Origin of the sequence: Methylobacterium oxalidis, from assembly GCF_007992195.1 — a bacterium.
Classification (GTDB): Bacteria; Pseudomonadota; Alphaproteobacteria; order Rhizobiales; family Beijerinckiaceae; genus Methylobacterium; species Methylobacterium oxalidis.
Map to the genome: position 1 here is coordinate 1 of NZ_BJZU01000044.1, position 16923 is coordinate 16923.

The 16923-nt window shown below is 65.4% G+C and carries 17 protein-coding genes; 12 read left to right on the forward strand and 5 right to left on the reverse strand.

The features are described 5' to 3' along the window. Window positions 1-709: sulfite exporter TauE/SafE family protein (locus MOX02_RS11895; protein WP_170267834.1), on the forward strand; the 709-nt coding region annotated here is incomplete at its 5' end. Between the two features lie 256 nt (window positions 710-965). Here the strand turns inward: MOX02_RS11895 and MOX02_RS11900 are convergent. Then, window positions 966-1613: a TetR/AcrR family transcriptional regulator gene (locus tag MOX02_RS11900; RefSeq protein ID WP_147026008.1), complete on the reverse strand. Its 648-nt coding sequence runs from the start codon at window positions 1611-1613 to the stop codon at window positions 966-968. Window positions 1614-1714: 101 nt separating this feature from the next. Here MOX02_RS11900 and MOX02_RS11905 point away from each other — a divergent pair, with 101 nt between their 5' ends. From MOX02_RS11905 to MOX02_RS11915, 3 genes are all read left to right on the forward strand, one after another. Further along, window positions 1715-2608 carry an NAD(P)/FAD-dependent oxidoreductase gene (locus tag MOX02_RS11905; RefSeq protein WP_147026009.1) on the forward strand — a complete coding sequence of 298 codons (894 nt, stop codon included), beginning with the start codon at window positions 1715-1717 and terminating at the stop codon, window positions 2606-2608. A 21-nt stretch (window positions 2609-2629) separates the two neighbouring features. Next, window positions 2630-3103, forward strand: coding sequence for a methyltransferase family protein (locus MOX02_RS11910; RefSeq protein WP_147026010.1), 474 nt, complete (start codon window positions 2630-2632; stop codon window positions 3101-3103). 587 nt (window positions 3104-3690) lie between these two features. Then, on the forward strand, window positions 3691-4125 hold the full coding sequence (locus MOX02_RS11915) for a DUF1810 domain-containing protein (protein ID WP_147026011.1): 435 nt from the start codon (window positions 3691-3693) through the stop codon (window positions 4123-4125). A 747-nt stretch (window positions 4126-4872) separates the two neighbouring features. On the opposite strand, the gene MOX02_RS11920 is transcribed toward MOX02_RS11915, so the two are convergent. Further along, on the reverse strand, window positions 4873-5082 hold the full coding sequence (locus tag MOX02_RS11920; RefSeq protein WP_109890725.1) for a cold-shock protein: 210 nt from the start codon (window positions 5080-5082) through the stop codon (window positions 4873-4875). Window positions 5083-5389: 307 nt separating this feature from the next. Here MOX02_RS11920 and MOX02_RS11925 point away from each other — a divergent pair, with 307 nt between their 5' ends. Continuing rightward, window positions 5390-6187 carry an alpha/beta fold hydrolase gene (locus MOX02_RS11925; protein WP_210250380.1) on the forward strand — a complete coding sequence of 266 codons (798 nt, stop codon included), beginning with the start codon at window positions 5390-5392 and terminating at the stop codon, window positions 6185-6187. Between the two features lies 1 nt (window position 6188). Beyond that, complete coding sequence (locus MOX02_RS11930; RefSeq protein WP_147026013.1) at window positions 6189-8195, forward strand: PAS domain S-box protein; 2007 nt, start codon at window positions 6189-6191, stop codon at window positions 8193-8195. A gap of 161 nt (window positions 8196-8356) precedes the next feature. On the opposite strand, the gene MOX02_RS11935 is transcribed toward MOX02_RS11930, so the two are convergent. Then, the gene (locus tag MOX02_RS11935) at window positions 8357-8821 is read right to left on the reverse strand and encodes a Ros/MucR family transcriptional regulator (protein WP_238179662.1); all 465 of its coding nucleotides are present in this window, start codon (window positions 8819-8821) and stop codon (window positions 8357-8359) included. A gap of 93 nt (window positions 8822-8914) precedes the next feature. Beyond that, window positions 8915-9361, reverse strand: coding sequence for a DUF6894 family protein (locus tag MOX02_RS11940; RefSeq protein ID WP_147026014.1), 447 nt, complete (start codon window positions 9359-9361; stop codon window positions 8915-8917). A 122-nt stretch (window positions 9362-9483) separates the two neighbouring features. Between MOX02_RS11940 and MOX02_RS11945 the strand changes: the two genes are divergently transcribed. The 6 genes from MOX02_RS11945 (at window position 9484) to MOX02_RS11970 (ending at window position 15452) form a co-directional block, all read left to right on the forward strand. Continuing rightward, entirely contained in the window at window positions 9484-10431 is a 948-nt protein-coding gene (locus MOX02_RS11945; protein ID WP_147026015.1) for an AraC-like ligand-binding domain-containing protein, read from the forward strand. Window positions 10432-10747: 316 nt separating this feature from the next. Further along, on the forward strand, window positions 10748-11245 hold the full coding sequence (locus MOX02_RS11950) for a MarR family winged helix-turn-helix transcriptional regulator (protein ID WP_147026016.1): 498 nt from the start codon (window positions 10748-10750) through the stop codon (window positions 11243-11245). Then, window positions 11242-13284 (forward strand): FUSC family protein, encoded by a 2043-nt coding sequence (locus MOX02_RS11955; RefSeq protein ID WP_147026017.1) that lies wholly within the window; start codon window positions 11242-11244, stop codon window positions 13282-13284. Before MOX02_RS11950 ends, MOX02_RS11955 begins: the two co-directional genes overlap by 4 nt. Then, on the forward strand, window positions 13281-13490 hold the full coding sequence (locus MOX02_RS11960; RefSeq protein WP_147026018.1) for a DUF1656 domain-containing protein: 210 nt from the start codon (window positions 13281-13283) through the stop codon (window positions 13488-13490). Before MOX02_RS11955 ends, MOX02_RS11960 begins: the two co-directional genes overlap by 4 nt. A 54-nt stretch (window positions 13491-13544) precedes the next feature. Next, window positions 13545-14492: an efflux RND transporter periplasmic adaptor subunit gene (locus MOX02_RS11965; RefSeq protein WP_147026019.1), complete on the forward strand. Its 948-nt coding sequence runs from the start codon at window positions 13545-13547 to the stop codon at window positions 14490-14492. Window positions 14493-14558: 66 nt separating this feature from the next. After that, window positions 14559-15452 carry a VOC family protein gene (locus tag MOX02_RS11970; protein WP_147026020.1) on the forward strand — a complete coding sequence of 298 codons (894 nt, stop codon included), beginning with the start codon at window positions 14559-14561 and terminating at the stop codon, window positions 15450-15452. A 44-nt stretch (window positions 15453-15496) separates the two neighbouring features. Here the strand turns inward: MOX02_RS11970 and MOX02_RS11975 are convergent, their stop codons facing one another. Further along, complete coding sequence (locus MOX02_RS11975; RefSeq protein ID WP_147026021.1) at window positions 15497-16858, reverse strand: amidohydrolase; 1362 nt, start codon at window positions 16856-16858, stop codon at window positions 15497-15499. Window positions 16859-16923 lie beyond the last annotated feature (65 nt).

Here is a 16923-nt window from a genome sequence, read left to right on the forward strand (position 1 = left end):
AGTGGCCGCCCTGATCCGCGGCTTCGCTGGCTTCGGTTTCGCTCTCGCGGCAGTGCCGCTACTCGGATTTTTCTTGCCGCCAAGTCATGCAGTACCTCTTGCCGTCGGTCTCCAACTCTGTGGAGGCCTCGCCGATCTGCGATACGCTCACCGCTCCGGCCACTGGCCCTCGTTAAAGTGGCTCATCGCCGGAGCCATGATCGGATCTCCAATCGGTGTGCTCGTACTTGCGATCGCCTCTCCCGCCGCTGCACGCCTCGCAATTGCCCTCGCGTGCATGTTCGGCACGCTTGCCTTGGCTAGGGGCTTTAACTTCCCGAGAGTTCCCAGTGGCCATCATAGTGGGTGGGTTGGGTTTGCAGCCGGTCTGTTCAACGGTCTTGCCGCAATGCCTGGGCCGCCTGTTGTCGCGTACTATCTGGCGATGCCTCTACCAGTCGCACAGATACGAGCCTCGTTGCTGATATTTTTTCTTGCTTGCTCTCTGACGAGCGCCGCAAGTCTTGTTGTTGCCGGAATGATCCACTTCGATATGCTGCCGTCAATTTTGATTGGCCTGCCGTTGATGCTGTTGGGAAGCTGGGCGGGGGAGCAGCTGTTCAAAAGAAGTTCGGCTTCACGCCATCGCGCAAGCTCGCTCTTCTTGCTTGGAACTATAGCGGTGATGAGCGGCCTGCAGGCTCTCAGTGGGTTCGTGGCATTCAGATGAGGCTCGCAGAACGTCTGTTTACCTGCGGCTTGACTCACGAAGCGGACGGGCTCCTTCCGGCCAAACCCGGCCGGCAGCTACGCGCTCATTTCTGCCATCCAGCCGATCCGAACTGCATCTCCAAGGCGGCCATTCGCCGGCTGGGCGTTATGGGAGCTTCCGACCCATTATTGCCGTTTCGAGGCTCCTATCCCTTCTGAAAAGCGGTCATTCGTCTGTAACAGCAGCAAGAAGCGACCGTGGGCCTGAACCTAGGCTATCCACCCGCATGGTTGTTACCGCCGTGCGCGGCGACGAACATCTCAACAGCCGACCGACAATAGGATTGGATTTCGTTGTCGTCCTCTGCTCTCGCCTCATCGAAGCGTGCGATCATCAAGAGATCGGACCCTTTGATAAGCGCGGCAAACAAGCGGGCGGACTGGTGAGGGTCTGGCACATCTAGAAGTGCCTTCGCGTGCATCTGACGCAATAAGGCCTCGATTTGGGCCATGACATGGGCTGGGGCGGCTTCGTAAAAGAGCTTGCTTAGCGACTTTTGGTTTGTCTTGTCGCCCATGATCATGGCTTCGACACTGCGGACTTCCGAGTTCAACAGCGTGCGAAGTAGGGATGATCCCGCCGCCATGAGCTGATCTATGGCCGAACCGTCGGCGCCTTCAGAAAGGGCCAGAGGTGCTAACTGATGGCAACGGGCCGCGATGGCCGCGCTGAATAGCGCCTCCTTGTTCTCGAAGTGACGATAGATACTGAGCTTCGATATCTTCGCGCGCTGGGCGACCTGATCCAAGGTCGTCGCTTGAAAACCCAGTTCCACAAAGAGTTCGCCCGCAGCGTCGATGATCGTTTGGCCAAGCGCCTCGTTGGCGGGCCGGCCGCGCCGGGCCCGGCTGCTTTCGGTCACGACAATTCCAGTCCTTGACGGTATCTTAATTCCTGAATTACGATACCATGTGGTTTCCGAAATGGGTAGGCCATTCCATCCGCAACACGGAGCCCATCACCATGGATGACGTCATCATCATTGGCGGCAGCTTTGCCGGCCTCGCCGCCGCCCTTCAGCTCGGCCGTGCCCGCCGCAAGGCTATCGTTCTCGATACCGGCCTGCCGCGCAATCGGTTCGCCGGCCATTCGCATGGTCTGCTCGGCCACGATCACAAGCCGCCGCTGGAAATCCTGGCCGAGGCGCGCCAGCAGCTCGCGCGCTACCCCACGATCAGGTTGGTCAGCGCGCGGGCCGACAGCGTCTCCGGCACCATCGACGACTTCTCCGTTCTCACTGGCGATGGCGCGAGCCATAGGGCGCGTCGCCTGATCTTGAGCTATGGCATCGTCGACCAGATGCCCGATGTGCCGGGCTTTGCCGAAGGTTGGGGCACGTCCATCGTGCCGTGCCCCTATTGTGATGGCTTCGAAGTCGCCGGCCAGCGTTGGGGCCTCGTCTGGTCCAGCCCACAGTCGCACAATCAGGTCAGGCTGTTCCACGATTGGACCGACAGGTTGACGGTCTTCGCCGATGGTCACGACCTTTCACCCGAAATCCGGGCCGGTCTGGCGCGTCGCAACATACCTGTCGTCGATGGCCGGATCACCGGGATCACCCGTCGCGGGGGGCATAGCGCCACCGTCAAGCTCGATACCGTCCCTGATGCCGAAGTCGATATCCTGTTCGCGCATCCGCGCAACACGCCGTCGGTAAGCCTGCATGAAACACTCGGTCTGGCCACGGTCGGCACGCCCCTCGGCATCGCACTCAAGGTCGATGAGCGCCGCGAAACCAGCACGCCCGGCATTTACGCCGCCGGCGATCTCGCCAACCCCGGAATGCCCTCGGTCACCACGGCATCATGGCAAGGCGCGATGGCAGGAATCTTCGCGCAGCAGTCGATGCTGGTTTGAGGCCACAGATTGGAGATGAGGATGGCCGTCGAACCCGACAGCGCGGGTGTGCGCTTCCCCCCGCCCTTCGTCTATCTGGGCACCCTGCTGCTGGGGTTGGCAGCGGAGTGGTTTGTCGCTCCGCGCTCATTCGGCATCGACTGGCGGTTGCTGATTGCAACGGGCGCGCTGCTGATTTTCGCCGGCGCGGCGATGATGCTTGCGGCGGCGGGGTTGTTCCGGCGGCTGGGCACCAACGTTCCGCCGTCGCGGCCAACGACCCTCATCGCAACGACTGGTCCTTATCGGTGGACCCGCAATCCCATGTATCTCGGCATGGCGCTTATCTATGCCGGCCTTGCGATTGGTCTCGACGGGCCGATCGCCTTCGCCTTGCTCCCGTTGGCGCTGTTTGTGATCCAGACGCAGGTGATCGCCCGCGAGGAGTGCTATCTCGAAGCGAAGTTCGGCGATGACTACCGCCGCTACAAGGCCGAGGTTCGCCGCTGGCTCTGACAATTCCGCCGCTGCCGCCTGCGTGGCCGCGAAACCAACGTGCCCGGCATGGCTGCGGTGCAAAATCAGAAGTCTCGCGCCATGCGACCGGCAGCTATCGACCTTCGAAGCTGCGAAGCGGACTGTCGCCCTTCCACCCTGAGCGGACATCAGCATCGTCGTTGTTCCAATAGGGCTCGCCCTTACCGAACGTTCCATGGGCCGATGTGCCTCGTTCCGCACACGTCACTGGGCATTCTGGAACCGCGGACGTGCTGACATTTCGGGTCCTATTGGAAAACCACTCCGACGGCCTGCTCAAGGAACGGCCCAGGCCGATGGGCACCGTCTGCTTAGCGCAGTGGTTTGCCCAGAAGCCGCCATTCTGCCTTCGGCCACCATCGGCCGTTTGAGGGCATTGAACTCAAACCGCCGGAGAGCAGACGCTTCAAGGGCCTGGACGGAATCGCGAGTTGCCGCCTTCGGTTCTGCGGCCGCATCTGCGTTGCTCAGGCTTGGCAGCATACGGCGGGGCAAACAGGGTGCTCCGGAGATCAGCAGGCTTTGTGCAGAAGGGACCTTCATGTCCCCTCCCCCGTTATCCGGCCATGACCGATCCTTTTGACCTTGCAAGGTTCGTGGACGCTCAGAGCGGTGTCTATGAGCAGGCGCTGCGGGAGCTGATGGCGGGGCATAAGCGTAGCCATTGGATGTGGTTCATCTTTCCTCAGATCGCCGGTCTCGGGTTCAGCGCCATGGCCCAGCGTTACGCTGTCGGTTCGCTCGACGAGGCTCGCGCCTACCTGCAGCACCCTCTGCTCGGACCTCGCCTGGGGCGTTGCACAGAGGCTGTGAACCGGGTGTTAGGGCGCTCGGCGCATGCCATCTTCGGCTCTCCCGACGACATGAAGTTCCGCTCGAGCCTGACTTTGTTCGGGCGCGCTGCGCCAGACGCATTACCCTTTCGGACGGCCCTCGATCGGTACTTCGGCGGGCAAGAGGATACGCGTACCCTGGAGAAGCTGCAGGCGTCCTGCCGGTGAGGTCCGTTGCGCCAGCGGCTTCATCAAATCAGGCCTCGCCGGGAGAGTTCATTCTTGAGGTAGGCGTAGAAGATCGGTGCAGCGATGAGGCCCGGAACGCCGAAAATTGCCTCCATGTACAGCATGGTCACCAGCAACTCCCAAGCGCGGCCAGGTGAGTGCTCTCACAAGGGGCCGCTGACTTGGCAACGGCCGGAGGCATTGGACGTCGGTCATGGATCGCGTTCCGGGCTGATTGCCGGGTCGCCCACCAGCCGGATTGAAGCTGCGACTGGGTGATCTGGGGCGGCGAAGTCTTCCAGCAGCCGTCCGCTCGACCACAGCTCAGCTCTCAGCCCCTGAGTCAGTTCGCCAGCCAGACGCTTCGCCTCGGTCTCGTTACAGGCTGGGACGAGCACCGTGGCTTGCAGATTGCCGTCAGGGGCGAATCGATGAAGCTTGTAGACGGACGCAGTTCTGTGAGGTCTGCCAGGGAATTTGATAAGGTTAGCCATTGCCCACCCGTTGGGTCACAGGCGGGGGCGTAGAGCCCTCAGTCGCCGGAGCCCGGGTTAGCTCATCCGGCGATGCGGGCACTCTGCGCCGACGGGTGTGGGAAAGATAGGCCCGAGCCGGTACGGCCCAGCAGTGGGTGGTCCGCTCCGCATTGCGCTTGGCCATAGCCGAGCCTTGACGCACCCGCCGGTCACAAGCTCGAAGACCGGCACGTGACGAGCGGCCCAGATGCGGGCCGCTCGCTTGCAAGTGTCAGACTGCCTTCAGGTTGGCAGCACTTTCCTTGCCGCTGCGTCGGTCAGCCTCGACCTCGTAGGAGATTTTCTGCCCCTCGTTGAGGCTGCGCATCCCGGCGCGCTCGACAGCGGAGATGTGCACGAACACGTCCTTGCCGCCGTCATCGGGTTGGATGAAGCCGTAGCCCTTGGTCTCGTTGAACCACTTCACGGTACCGGTGCTCATGACATCCTCGGTCCCTCGCAGGCGGTCATCGGGTTGGAGCCGCGGCCGGTTGCCTGCCGGGCGGCGTGATCGACGGGGAGCGAAGGGAGACAAGGACCGGCCTGCGAGGGCGTGACGGTCCAAGTGATCCGGTCACGTGCCGATGCTCACGTCCTACGTTGCGAAGGTGCACCTCGCAAGGCAAGCCCGCGGCTTCCGTGATGTGCCATCCATCCGGCTCGGACGGCAGCTGGGAAAAGAACGTTCGCGGACTGGGCATTGCCGAGCGCCCGGTGATATCGCTGCGGCAGCTCGAGGGAATGCAGCGTTGTCCGTCATCCAGCGACACAACACCAAACTGGCGGGGACTGGGCCTACAGCGATGGTCTTCGCTCACGGCTTCGGTTGTGACCAGAACATGTGGCGGTTCGTGGCTCCGGCCTTCGAGGACGGGTTCCGCACGATCCTGTTCGACTACGTCGGGGCTGGTGGCTCAGATGTCTCAGCCTACGATCCGGAGAAGTACGCCTCGCTGAATGGCTACGCCGACGACGTGGTCGACCTCTGCCGCTCATTGGACGTGCGGAGTGGCATCTTCGTCGGCCATTCGGTCAGCGCCATGGTTGGGGTCCTGGCCTCGAAGAAGGCTCCCGAACTCTTCGACAGCCTCGTCATGGTGTGCCCATCCCCCCGGTACATCAACGACGCCGATTACGAGGGCGGCTTCAGTGAGGCTCAGATCCAGGAGCTGCTGGATTTCCTCGACAGCAACCACATGGGCTGGTCACAAGCGATGGCGCCGGTGATCATGGGCAATCCCGGCCGCCCCGAGTTGGGCGAGGAACTCACAAACAGCTTCTGTCGCACGGATCCCGACATCGCCAAGCGCTTCGCCCGGACAACCTTCTTGTCGGACAATCGCGCCGACCTTGCGGATGTGAAGGTTCGGTGTCTCGTGATCCAGTGCTCAGAAGACGTGATCGCGCCGCAGTCCGTGGGCGAGTACGTCCACCGCAACCTTCCAGAGAGCGAGATGGCTCTCATTGACGCCACAGGACATTGCCCGAACCTGAGCGCGCCCGAGCAGACGATCGCGGCGATCAAGACTTTCCTTCGAGGGCAATAAGTTGAACGAGGTGGGTCCCGCTGCCCAGGCTCCCGACTGTGATGACCTGGAGGATCTCTTCGAGAATGCGCCCTGCGGGTACATCTCCGCGCTGGCCAATGGGCGCATCGCGAAGGTCAATCGAACCTTCGCAGTCTGGACCGGTTACGAAGCCGAGCATCTGGTCGGGCGCCGCTTCCTCGATTTCCTGACCATAGCCGGCAAGATCTATTACGAGACCCACTTCGCGCCGCTGCTGCGGATGCAGGGTTTCTTCAACGAGGTCGCGCTCGACCTTGTCTGTGCGGACGGCACGACATTGCCTGTCCTCGTCAACGCCGTGGTGCGGCGGGATGGGGCGGGAGGCATCCGGTTCATTCGCGTGACGGTGTTCAACGCCTCGGATCGCCGGCGGTACGAACGAGAGCTCCTCGAGGCGCGCCGAACCGCCGAACAGGCCAGCCTTGCCCTGCAGGACTTCAACGCGATGTTGGAAGCCCGCGTAGCGGAGCGCTCCCGCGCACTGGATCGTGCTTGGCGCCTCTCGCCAGACCTCCTCATGATAGCTGGAGCGGACGGTGTTCTGAGCGCGGTGAATGGCGCCTGGGCGGACCTGCTGGGGTGGGAGGCATCCGAGCTTGTTGGACAACGCTTCGAGGTGTTTACCCATCCTGAGGATCTGGCAGCCACACAGGCTGTGTTCGCGGGCATCGTCGAGGCTCCCATCACCAGACCGTACGAGGGACGCTTGCGCCATTCGGACGGTTCCTACCGCTGGTTCGCCTGGACGGGTGCATTCGAGGACGGTCAAGTCTACGCAACCGGGCGTCACACGACAGCCGAGCACGAACAAGCCGCCGTGCTGGCTCAGGCGGAGGATGCACTGCGGCAAGCGCAGAAGATGGAGGCGGTCGGTCAGCTCACGGGCGGGTTGGCGCACGACTTCAACAACCTGCTGGCAGGCATCTCCGGGAGCCTGGAACTCATGCAAACGCGCATGAGCCAGGGACGCCTGTCGGACCTCGATCGTTACATGAACGCTGCCCAGGGAGCCGCGAAGCGCGCCGCGGCCCTGACGCACCGGCTACTCGCCTTCTCACGACGGCAGACGCTCGATCCGAAGCCCACCGACGTGAATCGGCTCGTGGCGGGCATGGAGGAGATGATCCGGCGCACTGTAGGTCCAAGCATACACATCGAGGTGGTCGGAGCCTCCGGGCTGTGGCCAGCCTTCATCGATCCGCCGCAGCTTGAAAACGCGTTACTCAACCTTTGCATCAACGCCCGCGACGCGATGCCAGAGGGTGGGCGCATCACCATCGAGACCGCCAACAAGTGGCTCGACGACCGTGCTGCGCACGAGCACGACCTGCCCCCAGGCCAGTTCCTCTCGCTTTGCGTGACCGACACGGGCACCGGCATGACGCCGGACGTGATCGCGTGCGCCTTCGACCCATTCTTCACCACCAAGCCAACGGGCCAGGGCACAGGCCTGGGGCTCAGCATGATCTACGGCTTCGCTCGACAATCGGGCGGGCAGGTGCGGATCTACTCGGAGGTGGGTCAGGGCACGACGATGTGCCTCTATCTGCCCCGCCACTATGGTTCGGTGGATGCAGAGGGTGCGCTGCTAGCCCACTCCGCCGTGCTTCGCGCGGAGCAGGATGCGACGGTGCTCGTCGTCGACGATGAGCCGACGGTGCGGATGTTGGTGACGGACGTCCTCGAAGAGCTGGGCTACACGGCCATTGAGGCAGCTGACAGCGGCGCGGGCCTGAGGGTGCTGCAATCGAACGTGCGCATCGACCTGCTGGTGACGGATGTGGGTTTGCCAGGCGGCATGAACGGGCGGCAGATGGCGGATGCGGGGCGTCTGGCGCGGCCGGGCCTGAAGGTCCTGTTCATCACGGGCTATGCCGAGAACGCGGCAGTCGGCAACGGCCTGCTGGAACCGGGTATGCAGGTCCTGACGAAGCCGTTTGCGATCGACGCGCTTGCCTCCCGCATCAGAAATCTCATTCCTGGCTGACTCCGTAGGACCCCACGACGAGAGGCCGCTTTGCGCCCATGGCCGCCATCTACCAGCCTCCGGCGGCAGCTCCGAAGCGGTCATTCACCGACTGGGCATTACGAAGCCCTGGGATGCCCGCCCTTCTCCGAATTCAAGCATGATGAGGAACGTGTCGAGCCTCAGCGTGCTTTGCGGTGTCCGCTGCTCGTCTGCGCGGCTCCTGCCATCGCGCCCGGGCGTCCGAGGCCGATGGACTTGGCGAGCTCGGAGCGCTGGGCGGCGTAAGCGGCGGCCACCATCGGGTAGTCGTTGGGCAGGCCGTAGCGCTGGCGGTAGCTGTAGGGGTCGAGCCCGTGCGTCGAGAGGTGGCGCTTGAGCGTCTTGTAGGGCTTGCCGTCGATGAACGAGATCAGCGCGTCCGGCGTGATCGACTTGCGGATCTGTGATGGCGTCGGCTTCGGAACCTCTTCCACGGCGCTAGCCTGAGGTGTGCCACTCGCAAGACCATGCAGCGCCGCATGCACGCTGGTGATCAGGGCCGGCAGCTCAGCAGCCCGCAGCGAGTTGTTGGATACGTATGCCGAAACGATGCCACCTGCGAGCTCAAGGAAGGCTGCAGCTTGCTCCTGATCGTTGCCTGTCAATTTAGGTCCCCAAATGTTTCTCGTTAGGTGCATACTGCTGTAGCGGGACGGCATGGTGCGAAAGGTAGATCTGGCCATGGAGGGCGCCCATGTTCATTCTGGCTTGCGACGGGATGCTGCGTTCGGACGTCTCAGAATTGCGCGCTCGATCGCCCACACCAGCATGTCAGCCCAATGCCGCAGCGCAGCGCTACCGTCTGCGTCGATGGCCCTCTGCGCCGCCATCGCGTGCTGAGCAGCGCGATCCAGCGGGCTCAACGTGCCGCTCTCTGCATTCTCAACGCGCGTGCACGCGACACCTTCTGGTGCCTCGTCGATCAGAACCTCGCCACGACCCCTGGCTGTCAGAACGTGCGCTCCGGCTTCATTCCGCACGTGAACGCGGATCGAGGGAGTGTTCCCCTGGCGCAGCTCGTACGCGAGCATCTCACTGAGCGCGTGCCGGGCGTGGGCGCGCGCAGCGTCCAGGTTAGCGATGTTGTGGCCCTCTTCGTCGTGGATCGTCTCACCATCGTGGATATCAAAGAAAAACCGTGGCACTCGTGTCTTCGCCGTCAGAACGGCGCCTGTGGCCCATTGCCGAAGCATCATCCTAGCCGATGTGCGACGTGCAGGATCGGCTAGGCGGGAACAAATCGTCGGCTGCGTGAGCTGAAAGTGTCATGCGAAAGATTTTTTCGACAAACGATGTTCATTCGCGCGATCGATTTGACTACTGGATGAATATCATCCGCAGGAACATCATCAGCAATGATGCGGCACCGGCCTGCCGGAGGACCTTCAGAGCCGAGCTGCGGGCTGGATCGATTGGATCGGTCAATCTGACGCTCGCACAAAGTTCGGCGGTCAACATCTCGCATACGAAGCGCCACAGCGGGCAGCCGAGCGATGATCAGCTCTTCGTCTTTATGCCCCTGACCGGAACAAAAATCCTTCAGCAGAGCGGCCGCCGTGCGAAGTTGATGCCGGGGGAGTTTGCGCTGATCGATCCGCGCCTGCCCCACGAAGGGAGCTTTTCCGATGCCTCGGAGGTCCTCACGCTGATCTTAGACCGCCATCTGCTCGAAAGCCGCCTTGGTGCCGTCCAGGATCTGACAGCACATCCGGTTACCCCCGTCACGGCGGAAGGTCAGCTGGCATCGGGTTACCTGACGATGCTGCCCTCTCAGGCAGGCCGCTTGAGTTCAGCAGCCGAGGACCTAGTCGAGGTGCACCTACTCGATCTTGTCGCGGTAGCCCTCGGCAAGGCGACGAAGCGACAGGTGTCACGTGGCTCATCGGCCCGTTCCCTCATCCGCATGAAGCTGCATGCTGCGATCGAGGCACGGCTCTCCGACCCGAGGCTTGATGCAAGCGTCATTGCGAGGGCGGCCGGGGTGAGCACCCGCTACGCCAATGCCGTGTTGGCTGATGATGACACGTCACTGGGACGGCTCATTCAGGCCAAGCGTCTGGAGCGTTGTCGACAGGCGCTTGCAGATCCGGCGCAGCAGCACCGGTCTGTGAGTGAGATCGCCTACGGCTGGGGGTTCTCGGACATGACCCACTTCGGCCGCCGGTTTAAGGCCATGTACGGACTGCTGCCTAGTGAGTTTCGTCGCGACTTATAGGCGGTGTCACGTCAGAGCCATCACTTGCGAAGTTCGGCTTAGGGGCGGCACTGGCTCAAGCGGTTCGTCGGCTTAGCCTACTGGCTTACCCGGAAACCGCCATTCCGTTCTCGGCCAGCATCGGTAGCTGGAGCCGGTAAGCGCGCTCGCCTCGCCCATGACGACGCCCGGAGGGTTGCGGGTTGGCCGACGAAGTCGCGTCCAACTGCCCAAGGATCGTGCCCGGCTTGAATGGATGCCAACTAATCGATAGTTTGCTATTCATTGTGCGGGTCCCAGGGATGTGCCCCATCTCTGTCCATAGGGAAGAGGTCGGATGGCAGCGAAGGGCCTGAGCCAGCTTTGGATGACCTATACCCACTCGCTTCTGCTCTCCGGCCGCCAGTGGAGGCGGCTCGCCAACTCCACCACCGAGGCGCACGGTGTCTCCGAGGCGAAGGCGTTGCCGCTGGTGCTGATCGGACGCCTTGGCGGTGAACCGCGCCAGAACACCCTCGCCGAGGCCGTCGGCATCGAGGGGCCGTCGCTCGTGCGCCTCTTGGACCAACTCGAAGCGGCCTGCCTCGTCATGCGCAAGGAGGACCCGACCGACCGTCGCGCCAAGGTCCTGAGCCTCACCGACACCGGCCGCTCGGTGGTCGCGCGGATCGAGGCAGACCTCGACCAATTGCGGAAGGCGGTGTTCTCGACGGTGAGCGCAGCCGACCTGGAGGCGAGCCTGCGGGTATTCCAGGCCGTCCAGGACCATTTAGGTGGCCCGTCCGAGCCCGATGTGTCCCGGGACAGGGTTGTAGAGGGCGAGGCCGCGGAATGACTCTGCCGGGCTGGCGCGACTGGGCCTTCTCGCTCAAGACCTTCGCGGCGGCGATGCTGGCCCTGTTCCTAGCGTTCTGGATCGACCTGCCGAACCCCTATTGGGCGCTCGGCACCGTCTACATCACCAGCCAGGTGCTCGCCGGCGCCACGCGCTCGAAGGCGCTGTACCGGGTGCTCGGAACCCTGCTTGGGGCCGTGGTCACGGTGACCCTCGTGCCGAACCTCGTGAACGCCCCGGAGCTCCTCACCCTGGCCATCGCGCTCTGGGTGGCGACGTGCCTGTACTTCTCCCTTCTCGACCGCACCCCGCGCAGCTACCTGATGATGCTCGGCGGCTACACGGCGGCGCTGATCGGCTTCCCCTCCGTCGGCGATCCCGGAACGATGTTCGACACCGCCATGGCTCGGGCCGAGGAGATCACCCTCGGCATCCTCTGCGCCAGCCTCGTGAACACGGTCGTGCTGCCGCAGTCGGTCGCGCCCGTGATCACCGCACGGCTCGACCTCTGGCTGCGCGACGCCCGGGGTTGGGTCATCGACGTCCTCGGCCGCGCCCGCACGGCGAGGGACACGCAGGCGACGCGGCTGAAGCTGGCCTCCGACGCCGTCGCCTTCGAGGCGCTGGCGACGCCGCTGCGCTACGACATGACCGGTGCGGAACGCTCGGCCGAGGCGATGGCGACGCTGCGCCAGCACATGCTGATGTTCCTGCCCATCGCCTCCGCGGTCTCGGACCGCATCGAGACGTTGGAGCGGGCGCGCGCCCTGCCGCAGCGCCTGCGCACCCTCCTCGACGACATGGCCGTATGGCTCGCCTCCGGGACCACCGAGCAGGCTGAGGCGGACCGGCTGAAGTCCGCCGCGGACGCTCTCGAACCCGCGCTCGGCGAGCGGCCGCCTTGGGATGCCCTTGTCCTCGCGAGCCTGCTGGCGCGCTTGCGCGACTTCATCGACCTGCGCCAGGACACCCGTATCCTGCAACGGCACATCGCCGACGGGACGCCGGTCACCGAGAACCTCGCCTTCCGCTACACCGCCGCGGCGCGCGCGATCCGCCACCGTGATCACGGCATGGCGCTGCTGTCGGCCGTGGGCGTGTTCCTGACCATCCTGGTCACCTGCGCGATCTGGATCGCGACCGGATGGCCGCACGGCTCGGCCGCCCCGATGATGGCGGCGGTCGGCTGCAGCTTCTTCGCCGCACAGGACGACCCGGCGCCGTTCATCGTCAGCTTCGCCAACTCGGCCATCCTCGGCGCCCTCGGGGCGGGAGCCTACCTGTTCGCGGTCCTGCCGCTGGCCACCACCTTCGAGATGCTGGTCCTGGCGTTGGCTCCGGCCCTCCTGACCTGCGGAGTCTTCATGGCGCAGCCGAAGACGGCACCGCTGGCGATGGGCGCTGCGGTCAACGGCTCGGCCATGATCGCCCTTCAGGGCAGCTACACGGGCGACTTCGCGGCCTTCGCCAACGCCTCCGTCGCGGTCATCGTCGGGATGTGGGTGGCCGCCATCGTCACGCGCCTCGTCCGCTCGGTCGGTGCCGGCTGGTCGGCACGGCGCCTGCGGGCGATCAACCGCCGCAGCCTCGCCCGGGCGGCCGAGCGCCACGGCGCGCAGAACGGCCTCGAACTCGCGGCCCTGATGCTCGACCGGGTCGGCCTCATCGCGCCGCGGCTGGCCGCCCTGCCGTCCGAGGACGCGGAGTGGACCGCCGACCTCCTGGCCGAGGTCCGCGTCGGCATCAACGTCGTGGAGTTGCGACGCGACCGCCGGCAGCTCTCAAAGCCGGCCCGGAAGGCCGTCGAGACGCTTCTCGCGGCACTGTCGCGGCACTTCGGGGCCAAGCCGGATGCGCCCAGTCCCGGCCTGCTCGACACCATCGATGGAGCGCTCGATGCCGTCACCGCCGATGCGCGGCAGGCACCCGGCCGGGCCGCGCTGATGGGTCTCGTCGGCATCCGGCGCGGCCTATTCCCGGACGCGCCGCCCTTCCGTCCGACCCTCCCTTCGACCACGCATCCGGAACTCGCGGCATGACGGGTGAACTCGACCTCTACGGCGTCTTCGTGCCGAGTCTGGCGGCCTGGATGCTGCTCGCCATCGCCATCAGCCTGCCCCTGCGGCGCGCTCTGGCCTGGGCCGGGTTCTACCGCCTGGTCTGGCACCGGCCCCTGTTCGATCTCGCCCTCTACGTCGTGCTGCTCGGCGCCGTCGTCTCGGTCGCAGTGCCGCTCACCTCCTGATCGGCGGGCGCGTCCGGCCGCCCGGCCCAAGCCCTAGACCTTCCGGATAAACTCATGCCTCGGTTGCTCGCCCTCTCGTTTCGCCTCCTCGTCACCCTCGGGATGGTCGCCGCCGCCATCGTCGTCGGGCTGGCCCTGTGGGACTACTATATGGAGGCTCCCTGGACTCGGGATGGGCGGGTGCGGGCCGACGTGGTGCAGGTGGCTCCCGACGTCTCCGGCCTCGTCACCGAGGTGCTGATCGCGGACAACCAAGTGGTGAAGCGGGGCGACGTCCTCTTCCGCATCGACCCCGACCGCTTCGCCCTGGCCTTGCGGCAGGCCGAGGCGGTGGTCGAGGGGAAGAAGGCGACCGCGGTGCAGGCGGCCGCCGACTACGCCCGTTACCAGAAGCTGAGCGACGCGGCGGCCTCCCAGCAGCGGGTGGAGGCCGCGCAGGCGGCGGACCTTGAGGCCAAGGCCGCCTACGGTCAGGCGATGGCCGACCGCGACCTCGCCAAGCTCAACCTCGACCGCTCCGCCGTGAAGGCCTCGGTCAACGGTCGCATCACCAACATGGGCCTGCGGCCCGGCACCTACGTCTCGGCCGGCCACGGCGTGATGGCCCTCATCGACAGCGACACCCTGCGGGTGGAGGGCTATTTCGAGGAGACCAAGCTGCCGCGCATCCATGTGGGCGGCAGGGCCAGCATCCGCCTGATGGGCGAGAAAGGGACGCTGACCGGCCTCGTGGAGAGTTACGCGGGTGGCATCGAGGACCGCGAGCGGACAGCGGGCTCGAACCTTCTCGCCAGCGTCAACCCGACCTTCGCCTGGGTGCGCCTCGCCCAGCGCATCCCGGTGCGGATCAAGCTGGACGGCGTTCCGGACGAGACGCGGCTGGTCGTGGGCCGCACCGCCACGGTCGCGATCGACCCGGAGGGCGAGACCCCGCACTTCAGCCTGTTCGGTGCTTGGCGCGGAGCCCCGGACCCCGCGGCCCAGGACGCGATCACCCGTTAGGGACCGGCCGGCGATCCCGGCTTTCGAGGGCGGGGCAAGACAACAAGAAGGACAGCGAGACAGATCATGACGACAGCGGCATCAGGCAAGCCTCATGACGGGCTGTATCGCGTCCTCGGCGAGGCGCCGTATCGGGTCGAAGCCGTGACCCTCGTGGTGCGCGACCTCGATGCCCTCACACGCTTCTACCGGGACGCCATCGGGCTCAGCGTCGTCTCGGCGGCCGGCGGCGCCGTGCGGCTCGGAGCAGGCGACACCACGTTTCTCGTCCTTCGGCATGCCCCAAACGCGCGGCCGCGGGAGCCGCGAGAGGCAGGCCTATTCCACACTGCCTTCCTGCTGCCGGGCCGCGGCGACCTTGGCGCCTGGCTCCTGCACACGGAGAAGCACGGCATCGCGCTCACGGGCGCCGCCGACCATCTCGTCAGCGAGGCGGTCTACCTCGACGATCCAGAGGGCAACGGCATCGAGATCTACGTCGACCGCCCGGCCTCCGCTTGGCAGCGGGACGCGGACGGCTCGGTCGTGATGCGCAACGAACGGCTCGACCATGCGGGGCTCGTCCGTGCCGCCGAGCGGCCTTGGTCGGGGATGCCGCCCGGCTCCTGCGTCGGCCACGTCCATCTCCAGGTCGGCGACCTCGACGCGACGGAGCGCTTCTACGCGGGCCTGCTCGGGTTCGATGTCATGTGCCGCTATCCCGGCGCCCTGTTCCTGGGAGCGGGCGGCTACCACCACCAGCTCGCCGGCAACGTCTGGAACAGCCGTGGCGCCGCGGTTCGCACGGAGGGGGCGACGGGCCTCGCGGAGGTCGGGCTGCTCGCCGACGGTGGGACGCTCGCTGCGGCGCGGGTCCGATGCCGGGATGCGGGCGTGTCCCTCGTCGAGGATGGGGACACGCTGGTCGTGCGCGATCCGTGGGGAACGCAGCTGCGTCTGAGGCCCGAGCCCGCGCGTTGAAGGTCCGGGAAAGCGCCGGGGCAGGCGCCCCGGCTCCGGCCTCGTCAGCGTGCCTTCGCATCCGAAGCCTGGGGCGCCAGCCAATGACCGGCGGCCGCAAGCATCGTCTCCACGCCAATCCGAAGGGTCGGTGTCAGGACCGGGGCGAACTCCGGCGAGTGGTTCGCGGGAAGTGCGTCCAGGGTCCCGGCCTTCTCAGCCTCCGCGTAGCGCTTCGGATCGGTCCCGCCGACGAACCAGAACACCGAGGGCACGTCCCAGGCGCGGGCGAAGACGGTGAAGTCCTCGCTGGCGGCCGCGTTGCCGGCGGGCTGCACCCGGTCCGCACCCAGGCGCTGCTTCAGCGCCTCGGTCACCTTGGCCGTCGCGTCCGCGTCGTTCACGGTCAGCGGGAAACGCCCGAGCATCGTGAAGAGAGGCGGCTTCGGGGCGCCCGAGATGGAGGCCTCCCCCTCGACCACCCGCTTGATCGACGAGAGCACCTTGTCCCGCACCCCTCCATCGTAGGTCCGGACGTTGAGCTGAAGCTCGGCTTGGTCCGGAATGATGTTGGCGCTGGAACCGGCCTGCATCGATCCGACCGTGACCACAGCGCTGTCGGTCATGGAGACTTCGCGCGAGACGATGGTCTGGAGCCGCATCACCGTCGCGGCGGCCATCACCACAGGATCGATGGTCGATTCCGGGCCGGAGCCATGCCCGCCGCGGCCATACAACGTCACCTTGAGGCTGTCGCTCTGGGACAGCACCGGGCCGCTGGCGAGGCGCACCTGCCCGGCCGGGAACGGCAGCACGTGCTGGCCCAGCGTGACGGCCGGCTTCGGGAAGCGCTTGACCATGCCGTCGTCGACCATGGCCTTGGCACCCTCGCCGATCTCCTCGCCCGGCTGGAACACGGCCATCACGGTCCCGTGCCACTTGTCCTTGTTCGCGGCCAGGATCTGGGTCGCGCCCATCAGCCAGGTCACGTGCAGGTCGTGTCCGCAGGAATGCGCGATGGCCGTCTCACGACCTGATGCGGGATCGGTCCCCTTCTTCGTGCTGGCATAGGGGAGGCCGGTGTTCTCCTTCATTGGGAGGGCGTCCATGTCGGCGCGCAGGAGCACGGTCGGGGCGTCGCCGTTGCGCAGGACGCCGACCACGCCGGTGCCGCCCACGCCCTCCGTGACCTCGAAGCCCTGCTCCTTGAGCCATTTCGCGGCGATGCCGGCCGTGCGCTTCTCCTGCATCGAGAGTTCGGGGTTTGCGTGGATGTCCTCGTAGATGGCCTGCAGCTTCGCAAGTTGCTCCTCGGTCGGGCCGGGCAACCCCTTGGCGTCGGCTTGGGCGAATGCGGGACCTGACAGGGCCGAAAGAGACACGAAGGCGGCCAGCGCGAGCCCGCAACGATGTTTGCCGATGGCCATCGTGGCTTTCCCTTGTGATTGGACCGCGCGAGCGGTCGTTCGGTGAAGTCTGTCGTTTCGGGGCG